Source organism: Vallitalea okinawensis (assembly GCF_002964605.1).
In the GTDB taxonomy this organism is placed as follows: Bacteria; Bacillota; Clostridia; order Lachnospirales; family PQDH01; genus Vallitalea_A; species Vallitalea_A okinawensis.
Map to the genome: position 1 here is coordinate 107,331 of NZ_PQDH01000010.1, position 25,879 is coordinate 133,209.

Annotated in this window: 27 protein-coding genes, 1 pseudogene and 2 riboswitches; of the genes and pseudogenes, 19 read left to right on the top strand and 9 right to left on the bottom strand. The window is 35.1% G+C overall.

Going from position 1 to position 25,879, the window contains the following annotated elements:
* The first annotated feature begins 27 nt into the window (after positions 1–27).
* The 9 genes and pseudogenes from acpP (at position 28) to C1Y58_RS27340 (ending at position 8,417) form a co-directional block, all read left to right on the top strand.
* Positions 28–258, top strand: coding sequence for an acyl carrier protein (acpP, locus tag C1Y58_RS21660; protein ID WP_105618754.1), 231 nt, complete (start codon positions 28–30; stop codon positions 256–258).
* Between the two features lie 104 nt (positions 259–362).
* Positions 363–1,226, top strand: coding sequence for an enoyl-[acyl-carrier-protein] reductase FabK (gene fabK / locus C1Y58_RS21665; RefSeq protein WP_408646611.1), 864 nt, complete (start codon positions 363–365; stop codon positions 1,224–1,226).
* Positions 1,227–1,257: 31 nt separating this feature from the next.
* Complete coding sequence (fabD, locus tag C1Y58_RS21670) at positions 1,258–2,205, top strand: ACP S-malonyltransferase (protein WP_105618758.1); 948 nt, start codon at positions 1,258–1,260, stop codon at positions 2,203–2,205.
* Complete coding sequence (gene fabG, locus C1Y58_RS21675; protein WP_105618760.1) at positions 2,199–2,945, top strand: 3-oxoacyl-[acyl-carrier-protein] reductase; 747 nt, start codon at positions 2,199–2,201, stop codon at positions 2,943–2,945. Before fabD ends, fabG begins: the two co-directional genes overlap by 7 nt.
* A 16-nt stretch (positions 2,946–2,961) precedes the next feature.
* Positions 2,962–4,200 carry a beta-ketoacyl-ACP synthase II gene (gene fabF / locus C1Y58_RS21680; RefSeq protein WP_105618762.1) on the top strand — a complete coding sequence of 413 codons (1,239 nt, stop codon included), beginning with the start codon at positions 2,962–2,964 and terminating at the stop codon, positions 4,198–4,200.
* Between the two features lie 2 nt (positions 4,201–4,202).
* On the top strand, positions 4,203–4,667 hold the full coding sequence (gene accB / locus C1Y58_RS21685; RefSeq protein ID WP_105618764.1) for an acetyl-CoA carboxylase biotin carboxyl carrier protein: 465 nt from the start codon (positions 4,203–4,205) through the stop codon (positions 4,665–4,667).
* Positions 4,668–4,752: 85 nt separating this feature from the next.
* Positions 4,753–5,178, top strand: coding sequence for a 3-hydroxyacyl-ACP dehydratase FabZ (gene fabZ / locus C1Y58_RS21690; RefSeq protein WP_105618766.1), 426 nt, complete (start codon positions 4,753–4,755; stop codon positions 5,176–5,178).
* A 57-nt stretch (positions 5,179–5,235) separates the two neighbouring features.
* Entirely contained in the window at positions 5,236–6,588 is a 1,353-nt protein-coding gene (locus tag C1Y58_RS21695; protein WP_105618768.1) for an acetyl-CoA carboxylase biotin carboxylase subunit, read from the top strand.
* Positions 6,581–8,417, top strand: a pseudogene (locus C1Y58_RS27340) (acetyl-CoA carboxylase carboxyltransferase subunit alpha). The gene C1Y58_RS21695 and the pseudogene C1Y58_RS27340 overlap by 8 nt, the downstream one beginning before the upstream one ends.
* Before the next feature lie 158 nt (positions 8,418–8,575).
* On the opposite strand, the gene C1Y58_RS21710 reads toward C1Y58_RS27340, so the two are convergent.
* Positions 8,576–9,478, bottom strand: a complete 903-nt coding sequence (locus tag C1Y58_RS21710) for a helix-turn-helix domain-containing protein (RefSeq protein WP_157950234.1) — start codon at positions 9,476–9,478, stop codon at positions 8,576–8,578.
* Positions 9,479–9,754: 276 nt separating this feature from the next.
* On the opposite strand from C1Y58_RS21710, the gene C1Y58_RS21715 reads away from it, so the two are divergent.
* Positions 9,755–10,168: a hypothetical protein gene (locus tag C1Y58_RS21715; protein ID WP_105618776.1), complete on the top strand. Its 414-nt coding sequence runs from the start codon at positions 9,755–9,757 to the stop codon at positions 10,166–10,168.
* A 56-nt stretch (positions 10,169–10,224) separates the two neighbouring features.
* Here C1Y58_RS21715 and C1Y58_RS26560 read toward each other — a convergent pair whose 3' ends face one another.
* The 3 genes from C1Y58_RS26560 to C1Y58_RS21725 all read right to left on the bottom strand — a co-directional run bounded on the left by C1Y58_RS26560 (position 10,225) and on the right by C1Y58_RS21725 (position 11,931).
* Positions 10,225–10,377, bottom strand: coding sequence for a hypothetical protein (locus C1Y58_RS26560; protein WP_170311663.1), 153 nt, complete (start codon positions 10,375–10,377; stop codon positions 10,225–10,227).
* A gap of 68 nt (positions 10,378–10,445) precedes the next feature.
* Positions 10,446–11,195, bottom strand: coding sequence for a L,D-transpeptidase family protein (locus C1Y58_RS21720; RefSeq protein WP_105618778.1), 750 nt, complete (start codon positions 11,193–11,195; stop codon positions 10,446–10,448).
* Between the two features lie 40 nt (positions 11,196–11,235).
* Positions 11,236–11,931 (bottom strand): C39 family peptidase, encoded by a 696-nt coding sequence (locus C1Y58_RS21725; RefSeq protein WP_105618780.1) that lies wholly within the window; start codon positions 11,929–11,931, stop codon positions 11,236–11,238.
* A gap of 174 nt (positions 11,932–12,105) precedes the next feature.
* On the opposite strand from C1Y58_RS21725, the gene C1Y58_RS21730 reads away from it, so the two are divergent.
* The 3 genes from C1Y58_RS21730 to C1Y58_RS21740 all read left to right on the top strand — a co-directional run bounded on the left by C1Y58_RS21730 (position 12,106) and on the right by C1Y58_RS21740 (position 15,980).
* Complete coding sequence (locus tag C1Y58_RS21730; protein ID WP_105618782.1) at positions 12,106–13,284, top strand: class I SAM-dependent methyltransferase; 1,179 nt, start codon at positions 12,106–12,108, stop codon at positions 13,282–13,284.
* A 226-nt stretch (positions 13,285–13,510) separates the two neighbouring features.
* Entirely contained in the window at positions 13,511–14,857 is a 1,347-nt protein-coding gene (locus C1Y58_RS21735; protein WP_105618784.1) for a PhoH family protein, read from the top strand.
* Between the two features lie 19 nt (positions 14,858–14,876).
* Positions 14,877–15,980, top strand: coding sequence for an RNA-binding domain-containing protein (locus C1Y58_RS21740; RefSeq protein WP_105618786.1), 1,104 nt, complete (start codon positions 14,877–14,879; stop codon positions 15,978–15,980).
* Positions 15,981–16,028: 48 nt separating this feature from the next.
* On the opposite strand, the gene C1Y58_RS21745 is transcribed toward C1Y58_RS21740, so the two are convergent.
* Positions 16,029–16,478 carry a YaiI/YqxD family protein gene (locus tag C1Y58_RS21745; protein ID WP_105618788.1) on the bottom strand — a complete coding sequence of 150 codons (450 nt, stop codon included), beginning with the start codon at positions 16,476–16,478 and terminating at the stop codon, positions 16,029–16,031.
* Positions 16,479–16,721: 243 nt separating this feature from the next.
* Between C1Y58_RS21745 and C1Y58_RS21750 the strand changes: the two genes are divergently transcribed.
* From C1Y58_RS21750 to C1Y58_RS21770, 6 genes are all read left to right on the top strand, one after another.
* Positions 16,722–17,609 carry a sensor histidine kinase gene (locus C1Y58_RS21750; RefSeq protein WP_105618790.1) on the top strand — a complete coding sequence of 296 codons (888 nt, stop codon included), beginning with the start codon at positions 16,722–16,724 and terminating at the stop codon, positions 17,607–17,609.
* Positions 17,610–17,706: 97 nt separating this feature from the next.
* Positions 17,707–18,198 (top strand): NfeD family protein, encoded by a 492-nt coding sequence (locus C1Y58_RS21755; protein WP_157950236.1) that lies wholly within the window; start codon positions 17,707–17,709, stop codon positions 18,196–18,198.
* 57 nt (positions 18,199–18,255) lie between these two features.
* Complete coding sequence (floA, locus tag C1Y58_RS21760; protein WP_105618793.1) at positions 18,256–19,242, top strand: flotillin-like protein FloA; 987 nt, start codon at positions 18,256–18,258, stop codon at positions 19,240–19,242.
* A 3-nt stretch (positions 19,243–19,245) separates the two neighbouring features.
* The gene (locus C1Y58_RS27105) at positions 19,246–19,377 is read left to right on the top strand and encodes a hypothetical protein (RefSeq protein WP_278286141.1); all 132 of its coding nucleotides are present in this window, start codon (positions 19,246–19,248) and stop codon (positions 19,375–19,377) included.
* A complete protein-coding gene (locus C1Y58_RS21765) occupies positions 19,352–20,089 on the top strand; it encodes a LytR/AlgR family response regulator transcription factor (protein ID WP_105618795.1) in 738 nt (245 codons plus the stop codon). The genes C1Y58_RS27105 and C1Y58_RS21765 overlap by 26 nt, the downstream gene beginning before the upstream one ends.
* 90 nt (positions 20,090–20,179) lie before the next feature.
* The gene (locus C1Y58_RS21770; protein WP_105618798.1) at positions 20,180–21,325 is read left to right on the top strand and encodes an iron-containing alcohol dehydrogenase; all 1,146 of its coding nucleotides are present in this window, start codon (positions 20,180–20,182) and stop codon (positions 21,323–21,325) included.
* An 86-nt stretch (positions 21,326–21,411) separates the two neighbouring features.
* Here the strand turns inward: C1Y58_RS21770 and C1Y58_RS21775 are convergent, their stop codons facing one another.
* The 4 genes from C1Y58_RS21775 to C1Y58_RS21790 all read right to left on the bottom strand — a co-directional run bounded on the left by C1Y58_RS21775 (position 21,412) and on the right by C1Y58_RS21790 (position 25,103).
* Complete coding sequence (locus C1Y58_RS21775; RefSeq protein ID WP_105618800.1) at positions 21,412–22,515, bottom strand: Gfo/Idh/MocA family protein; 1,104 nt, start codon at positions 22,513–22,515, stop codon at positions 21,412–21,414.
* Position 22,516: 1 nt separating this feature from the next.
* Entirely contained in the window at positions 22,517–23,179 is a 663-nt protein-coding gene (locus C1Y58_RS21780) for a ThuA domain-containing protein (RefSeq protein ID WP_105618802.1), read from the bottom strand.
* A 116-nt stretch (positions 23,180–23,295) separates the two neighbouring features.
* Positions 23,296–24,114 (bottom strand): AraC family transcriptional regulator, encoded by an 819-nt coding sequence (locus C1Y58_RS21785; protein WP_105618804.1) that lies wholly within the window; start codon positions 24,112–24,114, stop codon positions 23,296–23,298.
* Positions 24,115–24,125: 11 nt separating this feature from the next.
* On the bottom strand, positions 24,126–25,103 hold the full coding sequence (locus C1Y58_RS21790; protein WP_105618806.1) for a lipoate--protein ligase: 978 nt from the start codon (positions 25,101–25,103) through the stop codon (positions 24,126–24,128).
* Positions 25,104–25,431: 328 nt separating this feature from the next.
* Positions 25,432–25,530, top strand: a riboswitch (glycine riboswitch).
* A riboswitch (glycine riboswitch) is annotated at positions 25,531–25,613 on the top strand.
* Positions 25,614–25,879: the final 266 nt, after the last annotated feature.

Below are 25,879 nucleotides of genomic sequence, written 5' to 3' on the forward strand. Positions count from 1 at the left end.
TTTATTAAATTTTAGGAGGAAGTTATTATGACATTTGAAAAAGTTAAAGAAATTATTGTGGATCAATTAGGTGTTGAAGAAGAGGAAGTAAAATTAGAAGCTAGTTTTAAAGAAGATTTAGATGCAGATTCATTAGATTTATTTGAAATCGTGACAGCTTTAGAAGAAGAATTTGATATTGAAATCCCAACAGAAGATTTACAAGCAATCAAAACAGTTAAAGATGCTGTAGATTACATCGAAAAACAAAACGCGTAATCTTCTTGACGTTATTTTTTTGAGAGATATTAGGGAGTGTTAAGGTGAGAGATTCAGTTATCGCTAAGAGATTAGGTCTAAAATATCCCATTTTCCAAGGCGCAATGGCTTGGGTTGCAGAACATAACTTGGCAGCAGCTGTATCCAATGCTGGAGGCTTAGGCATCATAGCAGCCGGCACAGCACCTGCAGACATGGTTAGGGATGAAATTAGAAAAGCTAAAGCACTAACAGATAAGCCATTTGGTGTTAATATTATGCTCTTAGCAGACAATTGCGATGAAGTTGCTAAAATTGTTTGCGAAGAAGGTGTTCAAGTCGTAACGACTGGCGCAGGTAATCCACAGAAGTATATGGAAATGTGGAAAGAGCATGGTATCTTTGTTGCTCCAGTAGTACCAGCTGTTTCACTTGCTAAAAGGATGGAAAAGTATGGCGCAGATGCAGTTATTGTAGAAGGCTGTGAAGCTGGAGGTCATATTGGAGAAGTCACTACCATGGCTCTCGTTCCTCAAGTAGTTGATGCAGTTAACATTCCAGTAATCGCTGCCGGAGGTATTGCTGATGGTAGAGGTATTGCTGCAGTGAGCATGTTAGGTGCAGATGCTATGCAAGTTGGTACTAGATTCTTAGTAGCTCATGAATGTGTTGTACATGATGATTACAAAGAAAAAGTTTTAAAAGCTAAAGATAGAGATGCTGTAGTATCAGGACGCTCTACAGGTCATCCAGTGAGATCACTGAAAAATAAATTAACAAGAGATTTTGCTAAGCTTGAGAAAAACGGTGCTGATAGTGAAGCAATTGAAAAATTAGGTGCTGGTGCACTTCGATTAGCAGTTGTAGAAGGTGATGTTAATAACGGATCTCTTATGGCTGGGCAAATTGCTGGTCTTGTTTCTAAGAGACAAAGTTGTGAAGATATCATCGTTGAAATGTTTACACAAGCAGAAGAACTAATGAAATAATCGACCAGGTGGTGTCAGAGGAGGTATCTTTATGGGTAAAGTCGCATTTTTATTTTCAGGTCAAGGTAGTCAATATGTAGGTATGGGTAAAGAAATTGCTGAGTCATTTGAGGTTAGCAAAAGTGTATATAAGCAAGCAGACCATGCTCTTGGTTTTTCATTGAGTGATATGTGCTTCAGTGGTGACGAAGCGGAACTTAATTTAACAGAAAATACACAGCCTGCTGTATTAACAACATCCATAGCTATATTAGAGGCGATTAAGCAATACGGTGTAGCGCCAGATGTGGTAGCTGGATTAAGTTTAGGAGAGTATTCGGCATTAGTATGTAATGGTGTCCTAGGCTTTGAAGATGCTGTTAAACTGGTTAAAAAGCGTGGTAAGTACATGCAAGAAGCTGTGCCAGAAGGTAAAGGCACAATGGCGGCTATTCTTGGACTTGATCGAGAAAAGGTAGAACTCATTTGTGAGGAAATGTCCACATATGGAATCGTAGAACCAGCTAACTATAATTGCAAAGGTCAGATTGTTATCGCAGGTGAAGTTGCAGCTGTTCAGGCGGCATGCGATAGAGCAACTGAGTTAGGAGCAAAAAGAGCTATTATGCTTAAGGTTAGTGGACCATTCCATACAACAATGCTACAACCAGCAGCGGATAACCTTGAAAAAGAATTAAAAAATATGCCACTTAATACCCCAGAGGTACCTTATGTAACCAATGTAACAGGAGAGTATGTACATGACCATAAAGAAGTAAAAACACTCTTAAAGAAACAAGTCATGTCCCCTGTATATTGGGAAGATAGTATTAAGAAGATGATTAATGAAGGTGTTGAAACTTTCATTGAGATCGGACCAGGTAGATCATTAAGTTCTTTTGTTAAAAAAGTAGATAGAAAGAAAAAGATCTACAATGTCGAAGATCTAAGCTCCTTGAGTAAAGTTGTTAAAGAGATAAAGGAAGTGGACATATGTTAAAGATAGATGGCAAGGTTGCGGTTATAACTGGCGCCAATACAGGGATCGGACGTGAAACAGCTATTTCTTTAGCTAAACAAGGTGCAACTGTTGTGATTAACTACGTTGTAGGTGAAGAGTTAGCTGAAGAAGTAAAAAAGGAAATTGAGAGCTTCGGTGGAAAAGCCATCGTTAAGTATTGTGATGTAACTTCTTTTGAAGATACAAAAGTAATGATGGATGAAATCAAAAAAGAATTAGGCTCTTTAGATATATTAGTAAATAATGCAGGTATAACAAGAGATACTCTTTTACTAAGAATGAAAGAAGAAGACTTTGACAAAGTAATAGATGTCAATCTTAAAGGAGCTTTTAATTGCGTAAAGCATGCTAGTAAGATCATGATGAAGCAAAGAAGCGGTCGAATTATTAACATTTCATCAGTAGTTGGACTTATGGGGAATGTAGGACAATGTAACTATTCTGCCTCAAAAGCTGGGTTACTAGGGATTACAAAGTCTGCGGCAAGGGAACTTGCACCTAGAGGCATCACTGTAAATGCCGTAGCTCCAGGTTTTATTGAATCAAAAATGACAGAAGTATTAAGCGATGATATTAAAGAAGCCATGTTAAGTAACATACCATTAAAGTCTTTTGGTAAAGCTAAAGATATAGCAAATGCTGTTACTTTCTTAGCTTCAAATGAGGCACATTACATTACAGGTCAAGTCATTAGTGTTGATGGTGGAATGTACATGTAGAAGGAGGTTTCTCTAAATGAAACAACATAGAGTAGTCGTAACGGGTCTAGGTGCCATTACACCAATTGGAAATGATACAGAGACATTTTGGGAAAAAGTTAAGAACGGGGAATGTGGTATAGATTTTATATCTGCATTTGACACAAAAGAATTTAAAGCAAAGTTAGCGGCTGAAGTCAAAGGTTTCGATGCAAAGAAGCACATTGATAGAAAAGCTGCTCGTCGAATGGATCGCTTTACTCAATTTGCTGTTGTGGCGGCAAAAGAAGCTTTAGACCAATCAGAAGTGGATTTAGATGCTATAGATAAAGAGCGTTTTGGCGTAGTTGTTGGTTCTGGAATGGGAGCATTAGGAACCATTGAAACGGAAGTTGTTAAACTAAAAGAAAAAGGCGCTAAGCGAGTGGCTCCACTTTTTATTCCAACTGTTATCTCCAATATGGCTGCAGGTAATATTGCTATACAGTTTGGTGCAAAGGGTATATGTACGAATGTTGTTACAGCTTGTGCATCAGGAACCCACTGTATTGGTGAAGCATTTAAAATGTTGCAAGTGGGCCGTGCTGATATGATATTAGCTGGAGGTACTGAAAGTACCATTACACCTCTTGGGTTAGCTGGATTCCAATCCTTAACAGCTTTAAGTGAAAGTGCTGATCCTAAAAAGGCATCACGCCCATTTGATAAGAAAAGAGACGGCTTTGTTATGGGTGAAGGTGCAGGAATACTTTTATTGGAGACATTAGAACATGCAAAGCAAAGAGGAGCAAATATTTTAGCTGAAGTAGTTGGGTACGGTGCTACATGTGATGCTTTCCACATAACTTCACCAGCAGAAGACGGAGATGGTGGTGCAAGAGCTATGGAACTAGCTGTAGAAGATGCAGGAATAGCTCCAGAAGAAGTATCATACATTAATGCACACGGAACAAGTACACCGATTAATGATAAGACAGAAACTGCTGCTATTAAAAAGACTTTTGGTGACCATGCTTACCGTATTCCAGTAAGTTCAACTAAATCAATGATAGGTCATTTATTAGGTGCTGCTGGCGGTGTTGAATCTGTTGTATGTATTAAAGCTCTTCAAGACGGTTATATTCCTGCTACAATTGGTTATGAAACCAAAGATCCGGACTGCGATTTAGACTACGTACCAACAATTGGTCGTAAGAAGGATATAGAGTATGCTATGACAAACTCATTAGGCTTTGGTGGACATAACGCAACATTACTGTTTAAAAGGTGGGAATAAGTATGGATTTTAAAGACATCGAAAAGTTAGTTAAACTAACCGATGAGTCAGGTTTAACCCATTTAGAAATTAAAGACAAAGATTTTAAAATAACTCTTAAAAAAGAGAAAGAACAGGTAAGTGTACCTTATCAACAACCTATTTCAACTACAGTTCCGGTAACTACTCAGTCACCTTCTGTAGCCCAGCCAGTAGAAACAAAGGCTGATGAAAAAGTGAAACCAGATAACATTAAGGTGATCAAGGCACCTATGGTAGGTACTTTTTATGCCGCTTCAGGTCCTGATGTAGAACCTTTTGTTAAAGTTGGCGACAAGGTTAAGCAAGGTGATACAGTTTGTATATTAGAAGCCATGAAACTTATGAATGATATTGAAAGTGAGTTTACTGGCACAGTTGTTAACATTTTGGTTGCTAATGAAGATATGGTCGAATATGGGCAACCTCTAATGGAAATAGAAGTTTAGAGAATAGCCCCTTATAGGGGCTGTAATTATTTAAACAGAAAATGGTTTTGTTAATAAATTTCGTACAAATGAAAGGGGTATAGGTATGTTAGATATTAAGCAAATACAAGAAATAATACCACATCGTTACCCATTCTTATTGATTGACCAAATTGGTGAATTAGAGTCTGGGAAAAAAGCGGTTGGTTATAAAAATGTAACGATGAACGAGTATTTCTTTCAAGGGCACTTCCCACAGGAGCCAGTAATGCCTGGTGTTCTTATTATAGAAGCATTGGCTCAAGTAGGTGCTGTAGCTATTCTTAGTCAAGAAGAGATGAAGGGTAAGATCGCTTACTTTGGTGGTATTAATAAAGCTAAATTTAAAGAAAAAGTAGTTCCTGGTGACCGTTTAAGACTTGAAGTAGAGATCGTTAAAGTAAAAGGGCCAGTAGGTGTAGGAAATGCAGTTGCATACGTAGGTGACAAAAAAGCTTGCCAAGCAGAATTAACATTTATAGTGGGTCAATAAGGTTTTAGCATACTTCTTACATGAGTAGCACAAAAGTTTGAAAGGTAGTGAATGAAAATGTTTAGTAAGATTTTAATTGCAAATAGAGGTGAAATTGCTGTACGTATTATCCGCGCATGTCGAGAGATGGATATAGAAACAGTAGCGGTATATTCAACTGCAGATGCAGAAGCACTGCATACACAGTTAGCTGATGAAGCAGTTTGTATAGGTGAAGCCAATCCATTAAAAAGTTATTTGGATATGAAAAGTATATTATCAGCAGCAGTTTTAACTGGAGCAGAAGCTATTCACCCCGGATTTGGCTTTCTATCTGAAAACTCTAAGTTTGCCACAATGTGTGAGGAGTGTGGTATTACATTCATTGGACCAACAGCAGATATGATTGATCGAATGGGTAATAAATCTGAAGCTAGAAAGACCATGATAGCGGCTGGTGTACCAGTGGTTCCAGGTTCAGAGGGAGCAATAGAAAGTATAGAGGCAGGATTAGCTCTAGCAGAAGACATCGGCTTCCCAGTTATGATTAAAGCATCAGCAGGCGGTGGAGGTCGTGGTATGCGGATTGCCCATAACAAAGATGAGTTTATCAATAACTTCAATACAGCCCAAGCAGAAGCCAGAACAGCATTTGGTGATGATACAATGTATATTGAGAAATACATTGAAGAACCAAGACATATCGAGTTTCAGATTATTGGTGATGAACATGGTCATGTTATTCACCTTGGTGAGAGAGACTGTTCTATTCAGAGACGTCATCAAAAAGTAATTGAAGAGGCACCTTCAGCAGCTTTAACAGAAGAGATAAGAGTTGCCATGGGAAAAGATGCTGTTAAGGCCGCTCGATCCATTAATTATAAAAACGCAGGGACAATTGAGTTCCTATTAGATAAGCACGGTGTTTATTACTTCATTGAAATGAATACTAGAATTCAAGTTGAACATCCTATAACAGAGATGATAACAGGTATTGATCTGATAAAGGAACAACTCAGGGTAGCAGCAGGTGAAGAGTTAAGTATTGGCCAAGAAGATGTTGTTATTAAGGGGCATGCTATTGAATGTAGAATCAATGCTGAAGACCCCAGCAATAATTTCATGCCATCTCCAGGAAAAATCGATCAGCTTTATATACCAGGAGGCTTTGGGGTGCGTGTAGATAGTGCTGTTTATAATCAATACAAAATACCTCCTAACTATGATTCTATGATCGCTAAGCTGATTGTTCATGATACAGATCGCGACAAAGCTATAGGGAAGATGAAAAGAGCCTTAGGTGAATTTGTTGTTAATGGAATCAAAACCAATATAGACTTCCAATACGCTCTTATTAATAATGAAAAATTCCAAAAAAATCAAATTGATACAGCTTTTATCGAGAAAAACTGGAGTGATTTAAATGCTTAAAAATTATTTTAAGAAGACCAAATACATTGCTATGCCATCAGAACCCAAAACCATTCCACAGACAGAGAAAAAAGACAATTCGAAAGTATCTATTCCAGAGGGAGCATGGTTAAAGTGCGATAGCTGTAAAAATACTTTATATAAAAAAGACATGGATGAGAATCAAAAAGTATGTCCGCATTGTCAAAAACACTATCGTCTTGATGCATATGGTAGACTTCAGTTGATATTAGATGATGATACCTTCAAGGAATTTGATAAAGAACTGGAATCAGAGAACGTATTAAGTTTCCCGAATTATAGTGAAAAAGTTAATGTGTTGCAGCAAAAAACATCCTTAAGATCTGCAGTAGTTACTGGTGAAGGTCTAATAAATGGATACCCTGCTGTCATAGCCGTAATGGACAGTCGATTCATGATGGGAAGTATGGGGCAGGCAGTGGGTGAGAAAATAACGAGGGCTATTGAAAAAGCTACAAAAAAAGGCTTACCCATTCTTATTTTTACAGCGTCAGGTGGAGCTCGAATGCAAGAAGGTATTTTCTCTCTCATGCAAATGGCAAAAACTTCAGCTGCCTTAGCAAAGCATCATGATGCAGGATTGCTTTATATATCTGTTATTACCGATCCTACAACAGGTGGTGTTACAGCAAGTTTTGCTATGTTAGGGGATATTATTATAGCTGAGCCAGGCGCTCTCATTGGGTTTGCTGGCAGAAGAGTAATTGAGCAAACCATTGGTGAGAAGTTACCTGAAGATTTTCAGACAGCGGAGTTTCTAATGGAGCATGGTTTCGTGGACGCTATTGTACCACGAAAAGAGATGAAAGAAACATTAGCTAAAATTATGTTAATGCATGGTGTAGAACAAGTAGTTAAGGAGAATGAGTATTATGCTTGAGTTTGAAAAAGAATTAAAACAAATTGAAGATAAAATCCATGAACTTGAAAAGCTCTCCAAGAATACTCATGTAGACGCTGATATTGAGTTAGCAGGTCTTTATAAGAAGGTAGCTAAAATGAAAGACCAAGCCTATAATAATATGACACCTTGGGAAAAAGTTTGTACAGCTCGTCTAGCTGACCGACCAACAGCTCTAGACTACATCAATCGCATTTTTGATGATTTCATTGAGTTTCATGGAGACCGTAATTTTGGAGATGATCCATCTATCGTTGGTGGTATTGCTAGATTAGGAAGTTTACCAGTAACTGTAATAGGACAGCAAAAAGGAAGAACCACTAAGGAGAATATAAGACGTAACTTTGGTATGCCACATCCAGAAGGCTATCGTAAGGCTCTTCGTTTGATGAAACAAGCAGAAAAGTTTGGAAGACCAATTATTTGTTTAGTTGATACACCTGGTGCTTTCTGTGGTATTGGAGCTGAGGAGAGAGGGCAAGGAGAAGCTATTGCTAAGAATCTTTTAGAGCTATCTGTTTTTAAAGTGCCTATTATTTCCATAGTCATCGGAGAAGGTGGTAGTGGTGGTGCTTTAGCAATAGGTGTTGCAGACCAAGTATGGATGTTTGAGCACTCCATTTATTCAATCTTGTCACCAGAAGGATTTGCTAGTATTCTTTGGAAAGATGCATCTAGAGCAAAGGAAGCTGCTGGAGTGATGAAATTAACAGCTCAGGATCTTAAAGAATTTGGTGTAATAGAGAAAGTTATTGAGGAGCCTATTGGCGGAGCCCATAAAGATGTTGATGAAATGGCAAATAGGCTAAAAGAAAACCTAGAAAATGAGATGCAAATACTTATTAAAATGAGTAAAGAAGAATTATTGAATGCTCGATATCAGAAATTAAGATTTAGCTATTGTTAAGTTATCGATTCTAATAACAATTAAAGTGTGAACATCATGAATTTTACTATTAACCCCTAATCGGTTAAAATCATGATCTATATAAAAGGAATGACTAGAGGGAGATATAGCCTCAGGTCATTCCTTTTACATTGCCATGACTAATTTGTGTTAAATATCTATTTAATATAATACTTTTCTTTGAGTGCAGCTTGGATCTCATCAAGCCAATCTTGGCGACCTTGTACTTGGAAAAGAGATATAGCATGTTTTATGTATTTTTTTGCCTCAATGGTTTGATTTAGATGGTATAGGTCAATACCTTTTTGATAAAGTGCTTCAGCTAATAAATAAATACTCTTACATTTGATAGCTATTTCAATAAATTGATCCATGTACATGATGGCTTCTTCATATTGATTGTCTTTACTTAAATATTTTGCTAAGTTATATAGAAGTATATGATAAACTTTAGAGGTATAAAAATCTAAATAAGTAGTTGAGACTTTATCCAGCAGATGTTTGTTAATACGAATAGCACATTTATAATTACCTAGATCAGCATAGAGTTTAGTGATAGAATTAAGAATATGGAGTTCTTCTTTACTTAAAAATTCATCTAGGAGCTCTTCTATACAATTGAATTCCTTCGTTTGTGCTAAGGCTTCTTCTAATAATGTAAATGTTTCATCGATATCTGAGAAGAGTTCGTTGATGCAGATTGCTTTATTCCATAAATAAAACTGCTTAATCTTATTATTTTGCAAGTCTTCATTGTTTACAGTGAGCAATTTTTCGTATAAACCTTGAAAATCATGATTTTCTCTAAGAAAAGTAATTTCTTCTTGCACGCGCAGCAGCTTGAGAGGGTCACTGTACTCCGATAGATTCAGGTATTGTCTTATATCACCGCCGAGTTTAGTTGATAATTGTTCAAGTATATAAGAAGAGGGGATTCTTTTTCCAGTTTCGATTAAATAAATATACTGAGGGGAGCAAATGTCTTTTGCTAATTCCTTTTGGGTAAACCCCTTCTTCTCTCTAAAAAATCGAATAGTATTACCTAATATCTCTGGATTCAAACCATCACCTACTCCCTTATTAATAACATGAATATTGCAAATAAGTTTTACAATTCTCCAGTAGATTATTGTTTTGTCTTAAAAACTTAGGGTGATTTCTTACGAAATAAAACAATTGTTATATTTACTAATAATAACATATATTATAAAATTAATACAGACATTTCGTAAGATTTAAGGACAAGTTATGAAAAAAAATTTTTATTAAAAATTGGGAACAATTTATACCTAAAAAGAGTCTATATAATTGAATTAGAAATTATAGGAGGGATTTACTTGTCCTTGAAAGGGAAAACCGTTATAGTAGTTACAGGGATTTTTGTTATGGTAACCCTTGGTATCTTAGCCATGTTCGATGTCATCAGCCAAGCCTATCCGACTATTGTTCTTAATGAAGATGAAATTAATGAAATAAAAATAATTAATCAAGACAGATCCATTACCATATCCGATAAAGAGAAAAAGCAAAATTTGTTTACACTATTTAAGGAAATTAAATTAGATGAAAAGTTAGCTTCTGATCAGGTGCCCTCTGGTTGGACATATAATGTTTATTTCTTTGATGAAAAAGGTGAAGCGTTTGACTTAGTTTTTGTAGGAGAGAATGTTCGCTATAAAGGTGATTGGTATAAAATTGATCAATGCATCATTATAGATTTACATAATTACTTTGATATATATATAAATTAATATATATAAATACCCCATAGGCCAGGTATACATAAAGCAAAAGCTTTATGTATACCTTATTCTTTTTCAAAGGCAAGGATATAAACTTCCTTGTTCCGCTCTTGATTAAGAGTTTTTTCAAATCTTACAATATCAATTATTTCATTTTCAGATAATGGAGCATATTTAGCATCCTTAAGTTCATTAATATCTGGTTGATTCGTATGCATTTTATCACCCATTCTTAAATATTCTTATTTATTATAACCCGAAGGGGTGGATTCAATGCATTATTTCATTAATGGATTGTAGAACTTGATTCAGTGCTGGATGTATAAGCAATGTTCTGAGAAACACCCCACTCATTAAGCACATCCTCTGTACCAATCCAAACTTTTGTATGCAATGGAATGTATTCAAATATTTCTTCGGCTTGAGAATTAATCATACGAATACAACCACTGGAAACATAGCTGCCAACAGACCAAGGATTGCTATTACCGTGTATACCGTAACCAACGTAGGAATCTCTTGATAAACCCATCCATCGCCGTCCTAAAGGGTTATTAGGGGCACCACCTGCTACCGGGGTATGGGTACCATTCATACCACCCCAATAAGGATCTTTATATTTATTGATAATAGTAAATTTATAGTTTGGTGTAGGTGTGGATGATTTACCTAAAGCTACAGGGTACTTTTCGTAAATTTTTCCCAAATTATAGACTGTTAAGATCTTAGTACTTTTATTAATCACAATGAACCATTCATCATCAATGGGTACCTTATCCTCTAAATTAATAATAATATCATCAGTTTCATAAGCATCTAATGCTTGTTGTGTATGACTACCTAAAACACCATCAACTACTAAATTATGATCAGCTTGAAAATTGATAAGAAGATGACGATATTCAAGCGTATCTGTAAAGCCTTCTTCTATTAAACCATGAAGATGATTAATATCAGTTTCGACTGCAACAGCAGTTACAGGTAGAAAATATAGGGTTAGAATCATCATAAAAAAGCAAATAAGTCGTGTTTTCACAGTACACCTCCAGATATATTAAGATGATCCCCTAATGCATTTATGGCGTATTTGGGGGGATAGAATGCGTAGGAATAGGGTTCAGCATTATAGCTTGATTACCTAGTTCGTTCCAACGTTCTTCAAATATTTTTTTATCATAAGCAATTTCATCACCTATGTAGGGATCGTTCACAATAATACTATTCTCAGTATAGCCCACTATAATTACCACATGCTCGTTACCAGTCCATTGAAAAGAAGTGTTGTCAGGCAAATTCCAAGATGTTGTTAATCGCATAGGGACCATATTTATTGTCACCCATACCATGATGGGATTCCCTATATCTATATTTTGTAGTATTTCATCAAAAGACATACCTGTTAAATTAATCTCTGACCCTGGACCATAATAATCTGTTATCATGTTTAAAATAGGTTCATGATAGATGCCATAGCTATGAGAATCAAAGGGTGAACCAATAAAAACCTCATGTGGATTATTGCCTCGAAGAGATCCATTTTCCCAATAAGGCAAATTACCCTTAGGCATATCGTCAGCCACTTCTGTCTTATCGATATCCATTCCATAAAAATTCAGTAACATGGTTAGTGATGTTGCCTCACAACCGGTAGGTAATTCAGGGAATTGTGAAAGGGTTGGAACACCTTCAATAATGGAAGAAGGTTCTGTAGCCAAAATAGTCTGTGCTAATAATAGTATGAGTATGATGGATAGAAATAATCGTATTTTCATAGAAAACCTTTCTATATGTTAACCTATCTAATGATTAAGATATTCAAAAATGATCCATATGTGTATGTTTTTACAGTATCGTTATTAAAATGTAATAACAAGCTTAGACTTGAATTAAGTAGTGGCTTATAGTAGATTAATAATAAGTATTTGTAATCATATCAGGAGGTATTTATGGAAAATCTATTGAATAATCTAGAAGAGATAATCAATAATCAATTTTTTATACAAGGAACATTAAGTAATCTAAAAAAAGGAATAGAGAAGACTTATAAAAAAGTCTCTATCAAACCATTTGACAGTAAGCAAGGTATACTGTATCAAATTACCTATGTATTCGATAAAAAGGTAACCCATCAAAATGTTAATGGTGAGGAGCTGCTTACTGAAATTAAGAATTTATTAGAGTCAACCTTTAGAAATGCTATGTTTTATACAAAGAATGTAGATATACATGTTATGACCAGCAAGAAGGGGAGTATGAAGGTATTAAATAAAAAGCCTACAAAGCAGTTAAAAATCTTAGAGAGCCATAATCGAAAGAAAAAATATATTATAGAAGAAGGAGAAGATTGTGATTTCTTAATTCATCTTGGTGTTATGTCAAGTAATGGAAAGGTGCATGCTAAGAAATTTGATAAGTTTAAACAGATTAATAAATTTCTTGAAATCGTTGAAAACAGCTTGGAGCATTTGGACAATCAAAAAACCATTAACATTATTGATTTTGGATGTGGAAAAGCTTATTTAACCTTTGCACTTTACTACTATCTTGTTAAGAGGAAGAATTATAAGGTGAATATCATAGGACTGGATTTAAAAGAAGATGTTATCGATTATTGTAATCATGTAGCTAGAGAGCTCAATTATGTTGGATTATGCTTTCTAAAGGGAGATATTAAGGATTATGATGAAGCTAAAGATGTGGATATGGTTATTACTTTACATGCATGTGATACAGCCACAGATGCAGCACTTAGTAAGGCTGTAATATGGGGAGCAAAGGTTATCTTATCTGTACCTTGTTGTCAACATGAATTATTTGACCAAATTCAAAATGATACTTTGGAACCTATGTTGAAGCATGGTTTAATTAAGGAACGATTATCTTCACTAGTAACAGATTCTATGCGCACATGTATACTGGAAATAAAGGGATATGAAGTCGTTGTTATTGAATTTATTGACATGGAACATACACCCAAAAATCTTATGATAAAAGCCGTATTTAACGATAAAAAAAGTGAGAAAGCATTAAATGAATACGAACTATTTAAGTCTTTTTGGAACATCAATCCTTATCTCGAGAGGGAACTAATGAAAGAGGAACTCAATACAAATCGGTTAAATTAAGCAATCATTATATGACCTTAATTATTTAGTCTGAATTCAACTAATAAGTCAAGAGAGATATATTCATCGCCATAATAGAACCTTTTAATGTTAAGTTCAATATATATAGCATATATTAACTTAAGGGATGCTTTTTTCCTTATGGAAGACATGATCTAGTCATTTTTATTTGCACATAATGTATGAGTATTGGACACCACCAATTAAATAGACATGGAGGGATTTAATGGCAATTAATTATATTATCGATACCAATGTTATGATTCACGATCCCAAATTTATGTATAAGTTTGATAATAATCATTTGATCATTCCTATTTTAGCTATTGAAGAATTAGATAGTTTGAAAAAGAGGGAGGGGATTGTTGGTTACCATGCAAGAGTTGTGGCAAAAGAGTTAAGAAACTTGATGGAACATGGAGACTTATCCAAAGGTATTGAATTGCCAAATGGTGGCACTATAAGAGTTGAGATGAATCATATGAATATGGGTTTATTGCCAAATGGAATGGATTTAAGTAAAGCAGACTCAAAAATATTAGCAGTAACAAAGAGTATTCAAAAATCTTATCCTGAGACAAAAACTGTGCTCATCTCTAAAGATCTATATATGAATATTAAAGCAAATGCTTTAGGACTAATTATTGAAGATTATCCTTTTGACAAAATTGATAATGATCAAATTTATAAAGGCTACTCAGAAATTAGCCTATCTTCTAATGAAATCAATGAGATTTTCAATGGTGGTATTGCATTACCTTCCCTTGAGGAAGAGGTGTATCCAAATCACTTCTTTCATATAAAGAGTAATGATAAAATGAACCATAGTGTTTTAGCAAGATATAACGGTAAAAAAATAGTATCATTGAAGTATTATAATGAGCAAGCTTGGGGATTAAAACCTATTAATAGAGAACAGCGTATGGCATTTGAGCTACTCATGGACCCAGATATTCATTTTGTATCCATCACTGGAGGCGCAGGATCAGGTAAGACCATACTTTCTACAGCTGTGGCCTTGCAAAACGTCATCGAGTCCAATAAATATAGAAGAATTGTCTTTGTGCGCCCTGTAGTAGCGGCTGGAAATGATATTGGATATTTACCAGGCGAAGAAAAAGAAAAGCTAAAACCCTGGATGGGTAGCTTCTATGATGCTATAGAAAATCTATCAGATATTAAGTATAATAATGATGATTATAATTATGAAAAACCTAACTTTACAGTGGATGACTTTATAGAGCAGTTTAGGCAGCGTGGTATAATAGAAACTAAGACATTTACTTATATGAGAGGACGTACTTTCACCAATTCGCTTATCATAGTTGATGAAGCTCAAGAAATGACGCCACATTTAGCGAAGCTCATGTTAACGAGAGCTGGTGAACAGTCTAAATTTGTTTTTATTGGTGATCCAAGTGATAACCAAATTGATAATGCTTTTGTTGATGCTAAGTCTAATGGTCTAGTCTTTGCCGTAGAAAAGATGAAACCCTATAATATTACTGGTCATGTTGCTTTAAGCAGAGTAGAACGAAGTCCGCTTGCTCAACTGGCTGAAAAAAGTATGTAAGGATACTTGAGGTGATGCTATGGATGTTCAGATGTTAGAGCGTTTATTAAAAAGAGAAGAGCAACCTAAGATGGATTTTAAAGCAACCCTCAGTATAAAAACTGATGGTTCAAAAAAAGAGTTAGCAAAAGATGTTATTGCAATGGCCAACTCTAAAGGCGGCAGAGGTTATATCATTTTTGGAGTGGAGGATAAAACCAAGAAGATACTGGGCATAGATCGTCAAGTATTTCATGAAGAATCTCTACAGCAAGTCATCAATAATCGAAGTAACCCACCTATTCCTGTGAGTGTGGACTTCATAACTTATGCGAATAAGGAGTTAGCAGTACTAACCATATATAAAAGTAAGGCAAGACCTCATCAGATGATTCAAAACGGGGCTTTTTACATAAGGCGCGGTTCTACCACAGATGTGGCACATCGCCAAGAAATAGCTCGCATGTTTCAAGATAATGGTATCATCACCTATGAAAAAGTCGTTATTCAGAAAGCATCAGTTGAGGCGCTAGATATGAAGATGATAACCAGGCGATATCCCTATGATTTTTTACTATTGGAAAATTTAGATTTAATTGTAGAAGAAAAAGATGATTATCATCCAACAATAGGAGGTCTATTACTATATGGTATAGAGCCAAGTCGGTATTTACCCCATGTTTATATAGAATTTATGCATGATGGTAAGACAGAGCTTATTAAAGGCAACATTATCAGTATGCTAGATCAGATAGAGGAGTTATTAAGGGGTATATGCCAAAAGAAGGACTATCCTTTACAAGCATTGCTTGATGTGATAGCTAACGCAGTTATTCATCGAGACTACCTAGATTATTATAGGGGCATAACTGTAGAAATTACCAACCAACATATTTATGTCTCCAATCCTGGCGCCTTAGTAGCGGGGAATAGATTATATGATAAGCATAGAATTTATAATCCTAGAAGACGTAATCCTTGGCTATACCAGAGAATACTCATGGCAGACGAGAAAAATCGTTTCAGTAAAAGCGGTTTAGGGCTAAAGCGCATCAACGAAGCCTTTAAGAGCCATGGATTAGTGAAGTACATTAATTTGGATTCTGATAATTTATTCAAAGTTATTTTACCAAGTTTTCTATAAAAACCATCCTTTCGGGGATGGTTTTAAGTAAGAGGTATCATACTATTCCTATTCATTTAAATGTTCAGCAATAAGATTAACTAGACCGTCTTCAAACCAATTATTTTGTTCGATTGTTCTCTTTTTAATCCGGGGTGTTTTACCACCAGATTGTCGAATAGCTCTAGCAATATGCCGATTCATTAACATGAAGTCAATGTTCTCATTGGTATAGCGTTTCCCGTTGTGATTGAGAACATAGGCACCTCTGGCTAAAGCCATTGTAGCGACACCATAATCGCCAGTGATGACTACATCACCTTTTTCAAGACGATTAATGAGGGCAAAGTCAACAGAATCACGTCCTTTATCCATAATCAACACCTCAACATTTTCATCATGTGAAGATAAAACATGGGCTGTATCTGTAATAAAGATAGCTTTCAGACTGTATTTCTTAGCTACCCGAATAATAATATCATTAACTGGACAGGCATCTGCATCAACAAGTATTCGCATACTCCACCTCCCTTTCACTACCTTTTGCTTATTATAACACTTAAATTCAAATTATTCACGATAATTCATTAATGCTATGCACCACTTTTGAACATCTAAGTCTCCTTGCCATTTAAGGATAGATTTTCTCTACACATAGGAGCAAAAATAGGATAAGCATATAAGATGTTTTGTAAATAATAAACATTGAACAGGTATTAAGATCTATGTTAATATGGAAATATATGAGTGGAGTGAAAAAGTATGGATGCTAGAAAGTTACCTATAAAAAAAATTTCAAATTATATAAAGGTATTATGCGTTAGCCAGATTATTTTAATACTTGTACTCTTAGGTGTTCGCCTACTAGTAATCATAAAAGTCCTGGATGAAAGTTTTATTCTGCAAGCTGATTTTTTATTATTAATTTCTTCTGTACTTCTTATAACTAATTGCATCATCATGTTTGTAGATATTAAATGGTTGTTTAACTTATCTAATGAGATATCCATTAAAGACCATGCACTAACTGATATTGAAGCTTTAAATAGGCAACTCCGTGCACAGAGGCATGATTTCTTAAATCATATACAAGTACTATACAGTTTAGTGGAACTTGAAGAATACCAAGAAGCTGCTGAATACATGAATAAGCTCTATGGAGATATCGAAGGGTTGAATAAGCATATTAAGACAGACCACGTTGCCATTAACGCTTTATTGCTGGCTAAATCCAATACAGCAAGGGAACACAAAATTAAGTACGATATCGATATCAAGTCTAAGTTAACTGAGCTTAAGATTCCACCTTGGGAGATGTGTCGATGTCTTGGTAATCTCATTGATAATAGTATAACCGTTCTTAGTAAAAAAGAGGGACCAAAGTATATTCAGACTCTCATTAGTGAGACCATTAATAAGTATGAGATCAAGGTCACTAATAATGGAGAAGCCATAGATGAGGCAATCAAAAATAAAATATTTATGCCAGGCTTTACAACTAAGAAGGAAGAAGGTCATGGCATGGGTTTATACATTGTTCAGAGTATCATACATAATTATGAAGGAGAAATAGAAGTTAAGAGTAACGACAAAGCCACTAGCTTTATATTAACACTACCTAAGGGGAATATTCATAATCAAGATTGTTGAGTCAATCAGATGTATATTTGAAGCAAGAAGTATTGTAAAAGGCTGTTATATGGAATATGATGAACTTAGGAAGGGTAGCAAAAGGGAGGTGTCAATCATGGATGCTACTTTATTAGAGTATATTTCTATGATGTTATTAATCATAGGAATTATTCTATTAATTATTGAAATTTTTATCCCTAGTTTTGGTATATGGGGAGGATTAGGTATTGTTGCTACCATAGCAGGTATTATTCTTTTTGCAGATACACTTGTTGAGGGAATTATCATCTTGCTACTTGTAACATGTCTTTTATCCATTATTATATATTTCAGTGTCAAATGGATTGCCAAGAAGAACAAAACTTTGATACTAAAAGAGAGCTTAGGAGAAGATAATAAGATCTACGATGATCTAAAATTTTTCATAGGCAAAAAGGGCATAACAACTACAGCGCTAAGACCTTCAGGAAATGCGGACTTTGATGGTGTCAAATTAGATGTTTTGTCAAAAGGTGATTTCATCAAAAGTGGAAAGCAAGTAGAAGTTGTTGAGATACAAGGTACTAAAATCATTGTGAAAGAGTATGTGAATGAGAGGATTTCATAGTAATACTTTTAATTTAGAATAGAGATAGATATAGAAAAATTTTGAAGGGGTGTTTTTATGTCATCAGAATTAATAAGAATGCTTATTATTATAGCGGCAATAGCGCTTTTCTTTGCTATATTTTTTAGTGTTATCCCCGTAAGATTATGGATATCCGCATTAGCTTCAGGAGTTCGTATTGGAATTTTATCATTAGTCGGTATGCGATTAAGAAGAGTAAGACCGTCTGATGTTGTTAGACCTATGATTAAAGCGACAAAGGCAGGTTTAACCATATCCATTAATCAGTTAGAAAGTCACCTTTTATCAGGCGGTGATGTGGATCATGTCGTTGATGCCTTAATAGCTGCTCATCGCGCCAAGCTACAATTAACCTATGAACAAGCAGCGGCAATCGATCTTGCTGGAAGAGACGTATTAGAGGCGGTACGAATGAGTGTTAAGCCTAAAATTATTGAGACACCTTCTATTATCGCTGTTGCTAAAGATGGTATAGAGGTCAAAGCTATAGCACGAGTTACAGTGAGGGCTAACCTTACAAGGTTAATTGGTGGAGCTGGAGAAGAAACAGTTATTGCTCGTGTCGGTGAAGGGATTGTCACTACAGTAGGATCAGCAGAGAACCATAAATCTGTGTTAGAAAATCCAGACTCTATATCTGAAATGGTGTTAAATAAAGGGTTGGATTCCGGTACTGCTTTTGAGATATTATCGATTGATATTGCAGATATTGACCTCGGGAAAAACATTGGTGCAAAACTGCAGATTGAACAGGCAGAAGCAGATAAGCAAATTGCTCAGGCTAAAGCTGAAGAGCGCCGAGCTAAAGCTATAGCACTTGAACAAGAAATGAAAGCAAAGGTTGAAGAAATGAGAGCACGGGTTGTAGAAGCAGAAGCTCAAATACCTCTTGCCATCTCAGAAGCTTTGAAAAAGGGTAATCTAGGTGTTCTTGATTACTACAACATGGAGAATATTAAAGCAGACACTCGTATGAGAGAACTTATTGCTGAAGAGGATGACCCAGACGAGATAGTAGGTTAGGTGATGAATATGAAAATTAAGAAAGTAACTAAAAAGAGCTTAAAAAATGCCGTTATCATGGCTGAAGTTCTTGGGGCACCTAGAGCAAGAAAACCAAGGAGGACAGTAAATGTTAAACATACTTTTAGCAGATGATGAAGCATCCATGCGTTACGTCCTTAGGAAAGCCATTGAAAAGTGTGAGAATGTAAAGATAATCGGTGAAGCAGCCAGTGGAGATGAGGCATTAGCCTTAACGGAGAAACACTTACCTGATGCAGTATTTCTTGATGTTGATATGCCTGGTATTAATGGCGTAGAAGCAGCAAAATTGATTTGTGACATCAAGCCTGACTGTATGATTGTCTTTGTAACAGCCCATCAACAGTTTATGCCAGAGGCTTTTCAATTATACGCTTTTGACTATATACTCAAGCCTTTTAAAATTGATAGGTTGCATGAGACGATCTTAAGAATGCAAGTCACTAATCCGCAAGTTCAATTAAATGAGCCAGAGAAGATTAAAGAGTTAAATGAGATCCTTCTCAAAAATCGTAATGGCATGGCTGTTATTCATCCTAAAGATATTGTTCTGATACAAAGAGAGAATCGATCCACAATCATTATTACTGAAGATGATCGTTTCACAACTACAGAGACTTTAGGTGAGATAGAAGAAAAATTGCCAAAGGAATATTTTTTGAGATGCCATAAGTCTTACATTATTCAAATTAGTAAAATAAAACGATTAAGTCCTTATGGTCGTTGGACTTATGTTGTTAAACTTAAGGGCATAAAGGAAGATGCATTGATAACCAAAGAAAAAGCCGAGATTCTAGAGGAAAGATTTAGAATAAAGATAGGATAGGAATAAGGCACATGATTAATAGAATCATGTGCCTTAAGTTCATGGTTAGAGCCATAGTTTATGGTACATTAATTAGAGAGAGGTGGTCCAGTGATAAAATTCAATTTAGATGGTATACCCCAAACCTTCTTTGAGGAAGGTGCTTTAGAACAAATTAAAGAAATAGATTTAGTTAAAAAATCTAAAAAGATTATTTTAGTTATTGGAAAAGCATCTTTTAAAGCATGTAGGCATTATGATGGGGTGAGGTATCAATTAAATGATAAAGAAGTAATTGAAGTAACTATTGCTAATGAGCCTTCACCGCATAATATTGATGAAGTAGTATTATTAAACCATAAAAATAATATTGATTTAGTTATCGCTATAGGCGGTGGCAGTGTATTGGATGCTGGGAAAGCTATATCAGCTATGTTACCTTTAGGCGACAGTGTAGAAAATTACCTTGAAGGGATAGGTCATAAAATACATCAAGGTATCAAGATCCCTTTTATTGCTGTGCCAACAACATCAGGTACAGGCAGTGAAGCTACCAAGAATACTGTTATAAGTTCAGTAGGTGAAAAAGGGTTTAAAAAGTCTTTAAGGCATGAAAACTTCATACCTGATATAGCTATCTTAGACCCATTATTAACCTTAGGATGTCCCAAAAGTGTATCAGCAGCTAGTGGTTTAGATGCTTTATCTCAATTAATTGAGTCCTACTTATCGACTAAAGGTAATCCACTAACAGATAGCTTAGCGTTATCTGGAATAAAAGAAATAAGTGAAGCCTTAGTTCCTGTATGTACAAATAGATCCCAAGACATTGAATTAAGAAGTAAAGTGATGTATGGAGCTTTTCTATCAGGAATCACACTAGCACATGCAGGACTTGGTGTAGTGCATGGTATAGCGGGACCATTAGGAGGTATCTTCCCAATTCCACATGGTGTGGCATGTGGTAGACTGCTCCCAGAAGTAATGAAAATCACTTTAGAGAAAGTAATGAGAATAGACGATCAACAGACCCTTATAAAGTTTAAGAGTATTGCAGAAGCGTTAAGTGTCGAAGAAATTAAAGACATTAGTAACTGCTTAGCAAACTGGGTTGAAGTATTAAACATACCTAGACTTAGAGATTATGGAATAAATCAAGAAGATTTTAATAAGATTATTTCAATATCATCTAATAAAAATAATCCTATTGATCTAACCAAGGAAGACAAGTTATCTATTTTAAACAACTGTTTATAAAAAGGATAAGCATGATTATATAATGTAGGCCAGTGCTTTTGTTGAAATATATAGTTATGCTTATCAATAACTACTATGAGTTCTCCCTATAAATAATGAAGATGATGTTGGTCAATGCCGCAGGGTAGAGGAGATGGTCGATGACAGGTGGTTTTTAGCTCTAAAACCTGCTGCTTCTTTGAAGAATTAATAATACCATGCATAATATCTAAAACATGATAAGCTAAATCAATACTAGCTCTAGCCGATCTTTTATCAATAATAGACTGAGCTAAATCGGCGACCCCTAGACCACGACTGTTTTCTTCAAAACCATGTGTATAGGGTATATCAGTCCAATCAGTACCTTTATGGCTATACCTAATAGTGCCTCCAAAACAATTAGGGTCAGGTACTGAAAGAGAGCCTTTTGTTCCATAGATTTCGATACAAGGCAAATCGTGCTTCCAAACATCAAAGGATTGATTGAGTTGACAGGTGACATTATTTTTAAAGTTAAGTAATGCAGATATATGGGTATCTACGTTAACGGAGATCATCTTCCCATATTGCTCTTTGCTGGTAATTTTTCGCGTCTCAAAAGATTTTTTAGCTGATCCATAAACTTTTGAGACAGGACCAAGCAGGGTTACTAATGCAGTTAAATAATATGGACCCATATCAAATAGTGGACCACCGCCAAGCTGATAGTAGAAATCTGGATTAGGATGCCAACTTTCATGCCCATGACACATCATATTTGCGGTAGCAGCGATAGGCTCACCGATCCACCCGTCATCAATTAATTTTCTACAAGTCTGTATGCCAGCGCCTAAAAAGGTATCAGGAGCACATCCAATTTTTAAACCTTTTGAGTTAGCTAAGTCTATTAATTCTTGACCTTCTTCTAATGTAATGGTCAGAGGCTTTTCAGCGTAAGTATGTTTGCCGTTTTCCAAAGCTCTCTTTGCTACATGGTAATGAGCTTTAGGGTTCGTCAAGTTAAGAATGATATCTATATCTTCACGTGTATACATATTATCTAAATGAATATGTTCAATATTATATTTCTCAGCCTGGCTTTTTGCAGCTTCTTCATTAAGGTCAGCACATCCAACTAAGCAAATATTATCAAAGACATCATGTAGATTGTCAAGATAGATACTGCTTATATTACCGCATCCAATAATGCCAACATTTAATTGATTCATATCATCCCTCCTCATTATGTGACGCCCATAAGAAGCCACGTTTCATGATCTCAGTTACTTCAGGCATCTTAACAATTTCAGCTACATGACCAAGGGAACAATAGAAGACTCTACCTTTCCCCCATTTTTTAGTCCATATAACTGGCATATCAACAGTCCCATTAGTAGTGTGGTCACCAGTTGCAATGGGAAATCTGGTGGTAGCCAGAACTTCATTATTGGGATCAACATGTAAGTAATATTGCTCAGATGTAACTTCAAAATCTGCAATACCTTCAACTAATGAACTAGAGGAGTTTCTCATGTGAACGGTATAAGTTATATCATCGCCACCAGGGTGACTTACCCAATTACCACCGGTCATGAATTGCCAATCTACATCTTGGCGAAAGGCATCACACATACCACCATGGCATCCAGCCAAGCCGATACCTGATGCTATAGCTTCACGAATACCTTTACTTTCTTCAGGTTGTATTTCGCCCATGGTCCAGCAAGGTATGATCAAGTTAAAAGATTGAAGGTAAGAAATATCTTTAAAGCATGCAAGAGTATCCTTTAGGGTAACCTCATAACCAATATTCTCAAGGATAGACTTAAAATGTTGTGATACTTCTTCAGGTTGATGGCCATCCCAACCACCATAAACAATAAGAGCACGCATAGAAAAAACCTCCTTTTTCAGTATAGTTTAACTATAGCAAAAAGGAGGTACTTTTACTTCTAACTCATTGCTGTATACTACTCAAAAATTGCTCTATTCAAGCTCTAGGCTAGGTACTATCTATTTAATACGCCGCGATATTGAGTAGGTGATAAACTGGTATAATGCTTAAAGATACGATTAAAGGTTTTTATACTATCAAAGCCGCAGGTATACGCTATTTCTGTAACAGCGATATCTGTCTTTATAAGATAGTTAAGAGCTTTTTTTATACGATATTCACGTAGATATTGACCAAATGTAATACCTTTATGTTCCTTGAAATACCTAGTGAAGTAATATTTACTTAGATTGACTTCATTAGCAATCATGTCCAATGTAATAACAGCCTCATAGTTATTAGCCACGAACTGCTCCACCTGTTGGATGATAGGGTTATTTAGTATATGTGTTGATGAGCATTTATCTTTATAGTTTTTGTAAAGATGATGGGTTAATTCCAGTATTTTAGACTGGACTAGTAATGGACTTTGAATCCTATGATCAAGTGTTTTTAAGCCTTCAAAAAAGGTTAATAGTGGTGTAGTATCAATGTTATATTTTTGGGTGCTATAATAAAAGTTGTATATAAATTTACTTATATCAGGATCATTTAGAACACAATTAAATAATGATGGGTGAAATTGTAGCATGATTTTCCTATTATTCTGTTGGTCATCTATGGCATGGATAGCTTTTGATCCAATAATAAGTAAATCATCAGGTCTTAAACAATAGTCAGTTTGAGATACATGGATATGCGAGATGCCCTCGCAGATATAGAATAACTCGACTTCTTCATGCCAATGAGCTGGAAAGTGAAGTTGGCTGTTATCACTGTAACTCAAGCGAGCTTTAGCACCTTTAAAATCAAGAATTTCATGATACTCACACACTGAAATCCCCCCTAGAAAAGACCTTTAACGAATGTATCAACATCAATACCTATAAAATAATCTTCAAGATTTAGATCTTTTAATTGATCCTTAATAGCTTCTAACTCATGTTTAGTTCCAACAAGTTTTTTTTCAATGACATGAACGTCCTCTTTATTAAAGAAGTCACCGTAAATTCTTAAATCCTCTAGTGAACCATTTTTTACGTTGAAGTGATATTCAATTGTACCACCTGAATAGCGGATTGCATTAGTAAACCCATAGGTAGCTTGTTTACCATAAGTCCAATCCCATGTATCATACTTGTTATCTACTAGTTGTTGGATAGTGTTTGTTTCAGTCTCATTCAGTTGATAGAAGCTGCTATGAGAAGAACCTGTTATGTGCTTAGCGATAGCATCTACAAAATATTCAATTGACATAGGCTGAGGAAGATGACTAGAGATATTTGTTACACGGCTTTTGACGGATTTAACGTTCTTATCTTTAAACTTTAATGGATTAACTTTTAATGCCTTTGATAAATCTGCCATGTTTGAACTGAATAAAAGGGTTCCGTGATGTAAGATTCTATTTTTTGAAACATGTTGAGCGTTTCCAGAGAACTTTTTACCATCGATGGTTAAATCGTTTCGGCCAGAAAAAATAGCTTCTACACCTAGTTGATTGAGAACTTCTAATATAGGCTTTGTGAATTCTTTAAAACTTTCAGCTGTATTCTTCTCCACATTAGTTATAAAGCAAAAATTTAAATTTCCTAAATCATGAAAGACTGCACCACCACCTGAAAGGCGTCTAATGACAGGGATATTATGCTCTTTAACATGGTCATAATTGATTTCGGCAATAGTATTTTGATGGGTGCCAACGATTATAGATGGTGCATTACGATAAAGATAAAAGACATCCTCATCTTTGTTTTTTAATAAATACTCTTCAGTAGCTAAGTTGAAATAGGGGTTATTTGTTGTACTAATAATGGATAACATAATAAGTACCTCCTCAGAATGACAATTAATTTCGTAATCTATACGGTTAATGGAACCATACACTATGAATCAGAATATTAATAATTATTATAATTTAAACTATCTACCCTAGCAAGCGAATTAGAGAATAGTGAAAAATTTCTTTATTTAGATTGTAACATCATCCTCATCTTATACTAGTTAAATCATACAATTTGGTATAGCATCTTAGAAATTATTTAATGGGATTTATCAGAATAACAGAAAAATAATTATTATTGCAAATACATAGTTGATAAACTTATCATTTTGTAATATGATTAAAGTAACAGAATATTTACGTGGCTAATTGAAGTTAGCGAGAGAGATCTTAGGGCGCCGAAGATGTAATATAAAGTATAGCCAAATACTTATAGAAACTTTCAGGCAAAAGGATCGCTAGCGGATAGCACTCTGGAAAGCATTTATGCACCCAAGGAGCAATACATATGACATGTAGAATCTCTCAGGTAAAAATACAGAGGGTAAATGGCGTTTATTTATAATGCCATTTACCCTCTTTCTATTTTTAAAGGGGCATAATCTCAATAGTTTTATTAAGGATAATCTATTGATTTTATGTATATAAGTTGAATTCAATAAATTGCTATGAGCCTAGCAATTATTTAGAACTATTCACCTATAATTAAAGAATATATATTGAACTAAAGATAAATACTCGAAATGTTTAGTTCATATATAGTATTAACTAATAATTTAATGAGAGTATAGGAAACATTATAGTATGTAAATAGTGA

Coding starts and splice junctions, on each gene's coding strand:
- acpP (WP_105618754.1), top strand. CDS start 28: ATGACATTTGAAAAAGTTAAAGAAATTATTGTGGATCAATTAGGTGTT.
- fabK (WP_408646611.1), top strand. CDS start 363: ATGGCTTGGGTTGCAGAACATAACTTGGCAGCAGCTGTATCCAATGCT.
- fabD (WP_105618758.1), top strand. CDS start 1,258: ATGGGTAAAGTCGCATTTTTATTTTCAGGTCAAGGTAGTCAATATGTA.
- fabG (WP_105618760.1), top strand. CDS start 2,199: ATGTTAAAGATAGATGGCAAGGTTGCGGTTATAACTGGCGCCAATACA.
- fabF (WP_105618762.1), top strand. CDS start 2,962: ATGAAACAACATAGAGTAGTCGTAACGGGTCTAGGTGCCATTACACCA.
- accB (WP_105618764.1), top strand. CDS start 4,203: ATGGATTTTAAAGACATCGAAAAGTTAGTTAAACTAACCGATGAGTCA.
- fabZ (WP_105618766.1), top strand. CDS start 4,753: ATGTTAGATATTAAGCAAATACAAGAAATAATACCACATCGTTACCCA.
- C1Y58_RS21695 (WP_105618768.1), top strand. CDS start 5,236: ATGTTTAGTAAGATTTTAATTGCAAATAGAGGTGAAATTGCTGTACGT.
- C1Y58_RS26560 (WP_170311663.1), bottom strand. CDS start 10,377: ATGCATACGAATCAACCAGATATTAATGAACTTAAGGATGCTAAATAT.
- C1Y58_RS21725 (WP_105618780.1), bottom strand. CDS start 11,931: ATGAAAATACGATTATTTCTATCCATCATACTCATACTATTATTAGCA.
- C1Y58_RS21730 (WP_105618782.1), top strand. CDS start 12,106: ATGGAAAATCTATTGAATAATCTAGAAGAGATAATCAATAATCAATTT.
- C1Y58_RS21735 (WP_105618784.1), top strand. CDS start 13,511: ATGGCAATTAATTATATTATCGATACCAATGTTATGATTCACGATCCC.
- C1Y58_RS21740 (WP_105618786.1), top strand. CDS start 14,877: ATGGATGTTCAGATGTTAGAGCGTTTATTAAAAAGAGAAGAGCAACCT.
- C1Y58_RS21745 (WP_105618788.1), bottom strand. CDS start 16,478: ATGCGAATACTTGTTGATGCAGATGCCTGTCCAGTTAATGATATTATT.
- C1Y58_RS21750 (WP_105618790.1), top strand. CDS start 16,722: ATGGATGCTAGAAAGTTACCTATAAAAAAAATTTCAAATTATATAAAG.
- C1Y58_RS21755 (WP_157950236.1), top strand. CDS start 17,707: ATGGATGCTACTTTATTAGAGTATATTTCTATGATGTTATTAATCATA.
- floA (WP_105618793.1), top strand. CDS start 18,256: ATGTCATCAGAATTAATAAGAATGCTTATTATTATAGCGGCAATAGCG.
- C1Y58_RS27105 (WP_278286141.1), top strand. CDS start 19,246: ATGAATATGAAAATTAAGAAAGTAACTAAAAAGAGCTTAAAAAATGCC.
- C1Y58_RS21765 (WP_105618795.1), top strand. CDS start 19,352: ATGTTAAACATACTTTTAGCAGATGATGAAGCATCCATGCGTTACGTC.
- C1Y58_RS21775 (WP_105618800.1), bottom strand. CDS start 22,515: ATGAATCAATTAAATGTTGGCATTATTGGATGCGGTAATATAAGCAGT.
- C1Y58_RS21780 (WP_105618802.1), bottom strand. CDS start 23,179: ATGCGTGCTCTTATTGTTTATGGTGGTTGGGATGGCCATCAACCTGAA.
- C1Y58_RS21790 (WP_105618806.1), bottom strand. CDS start 25,103: ATGTTATCCATTATTAGTACAACAAATAACCCCTATTTCAACTTAGCT.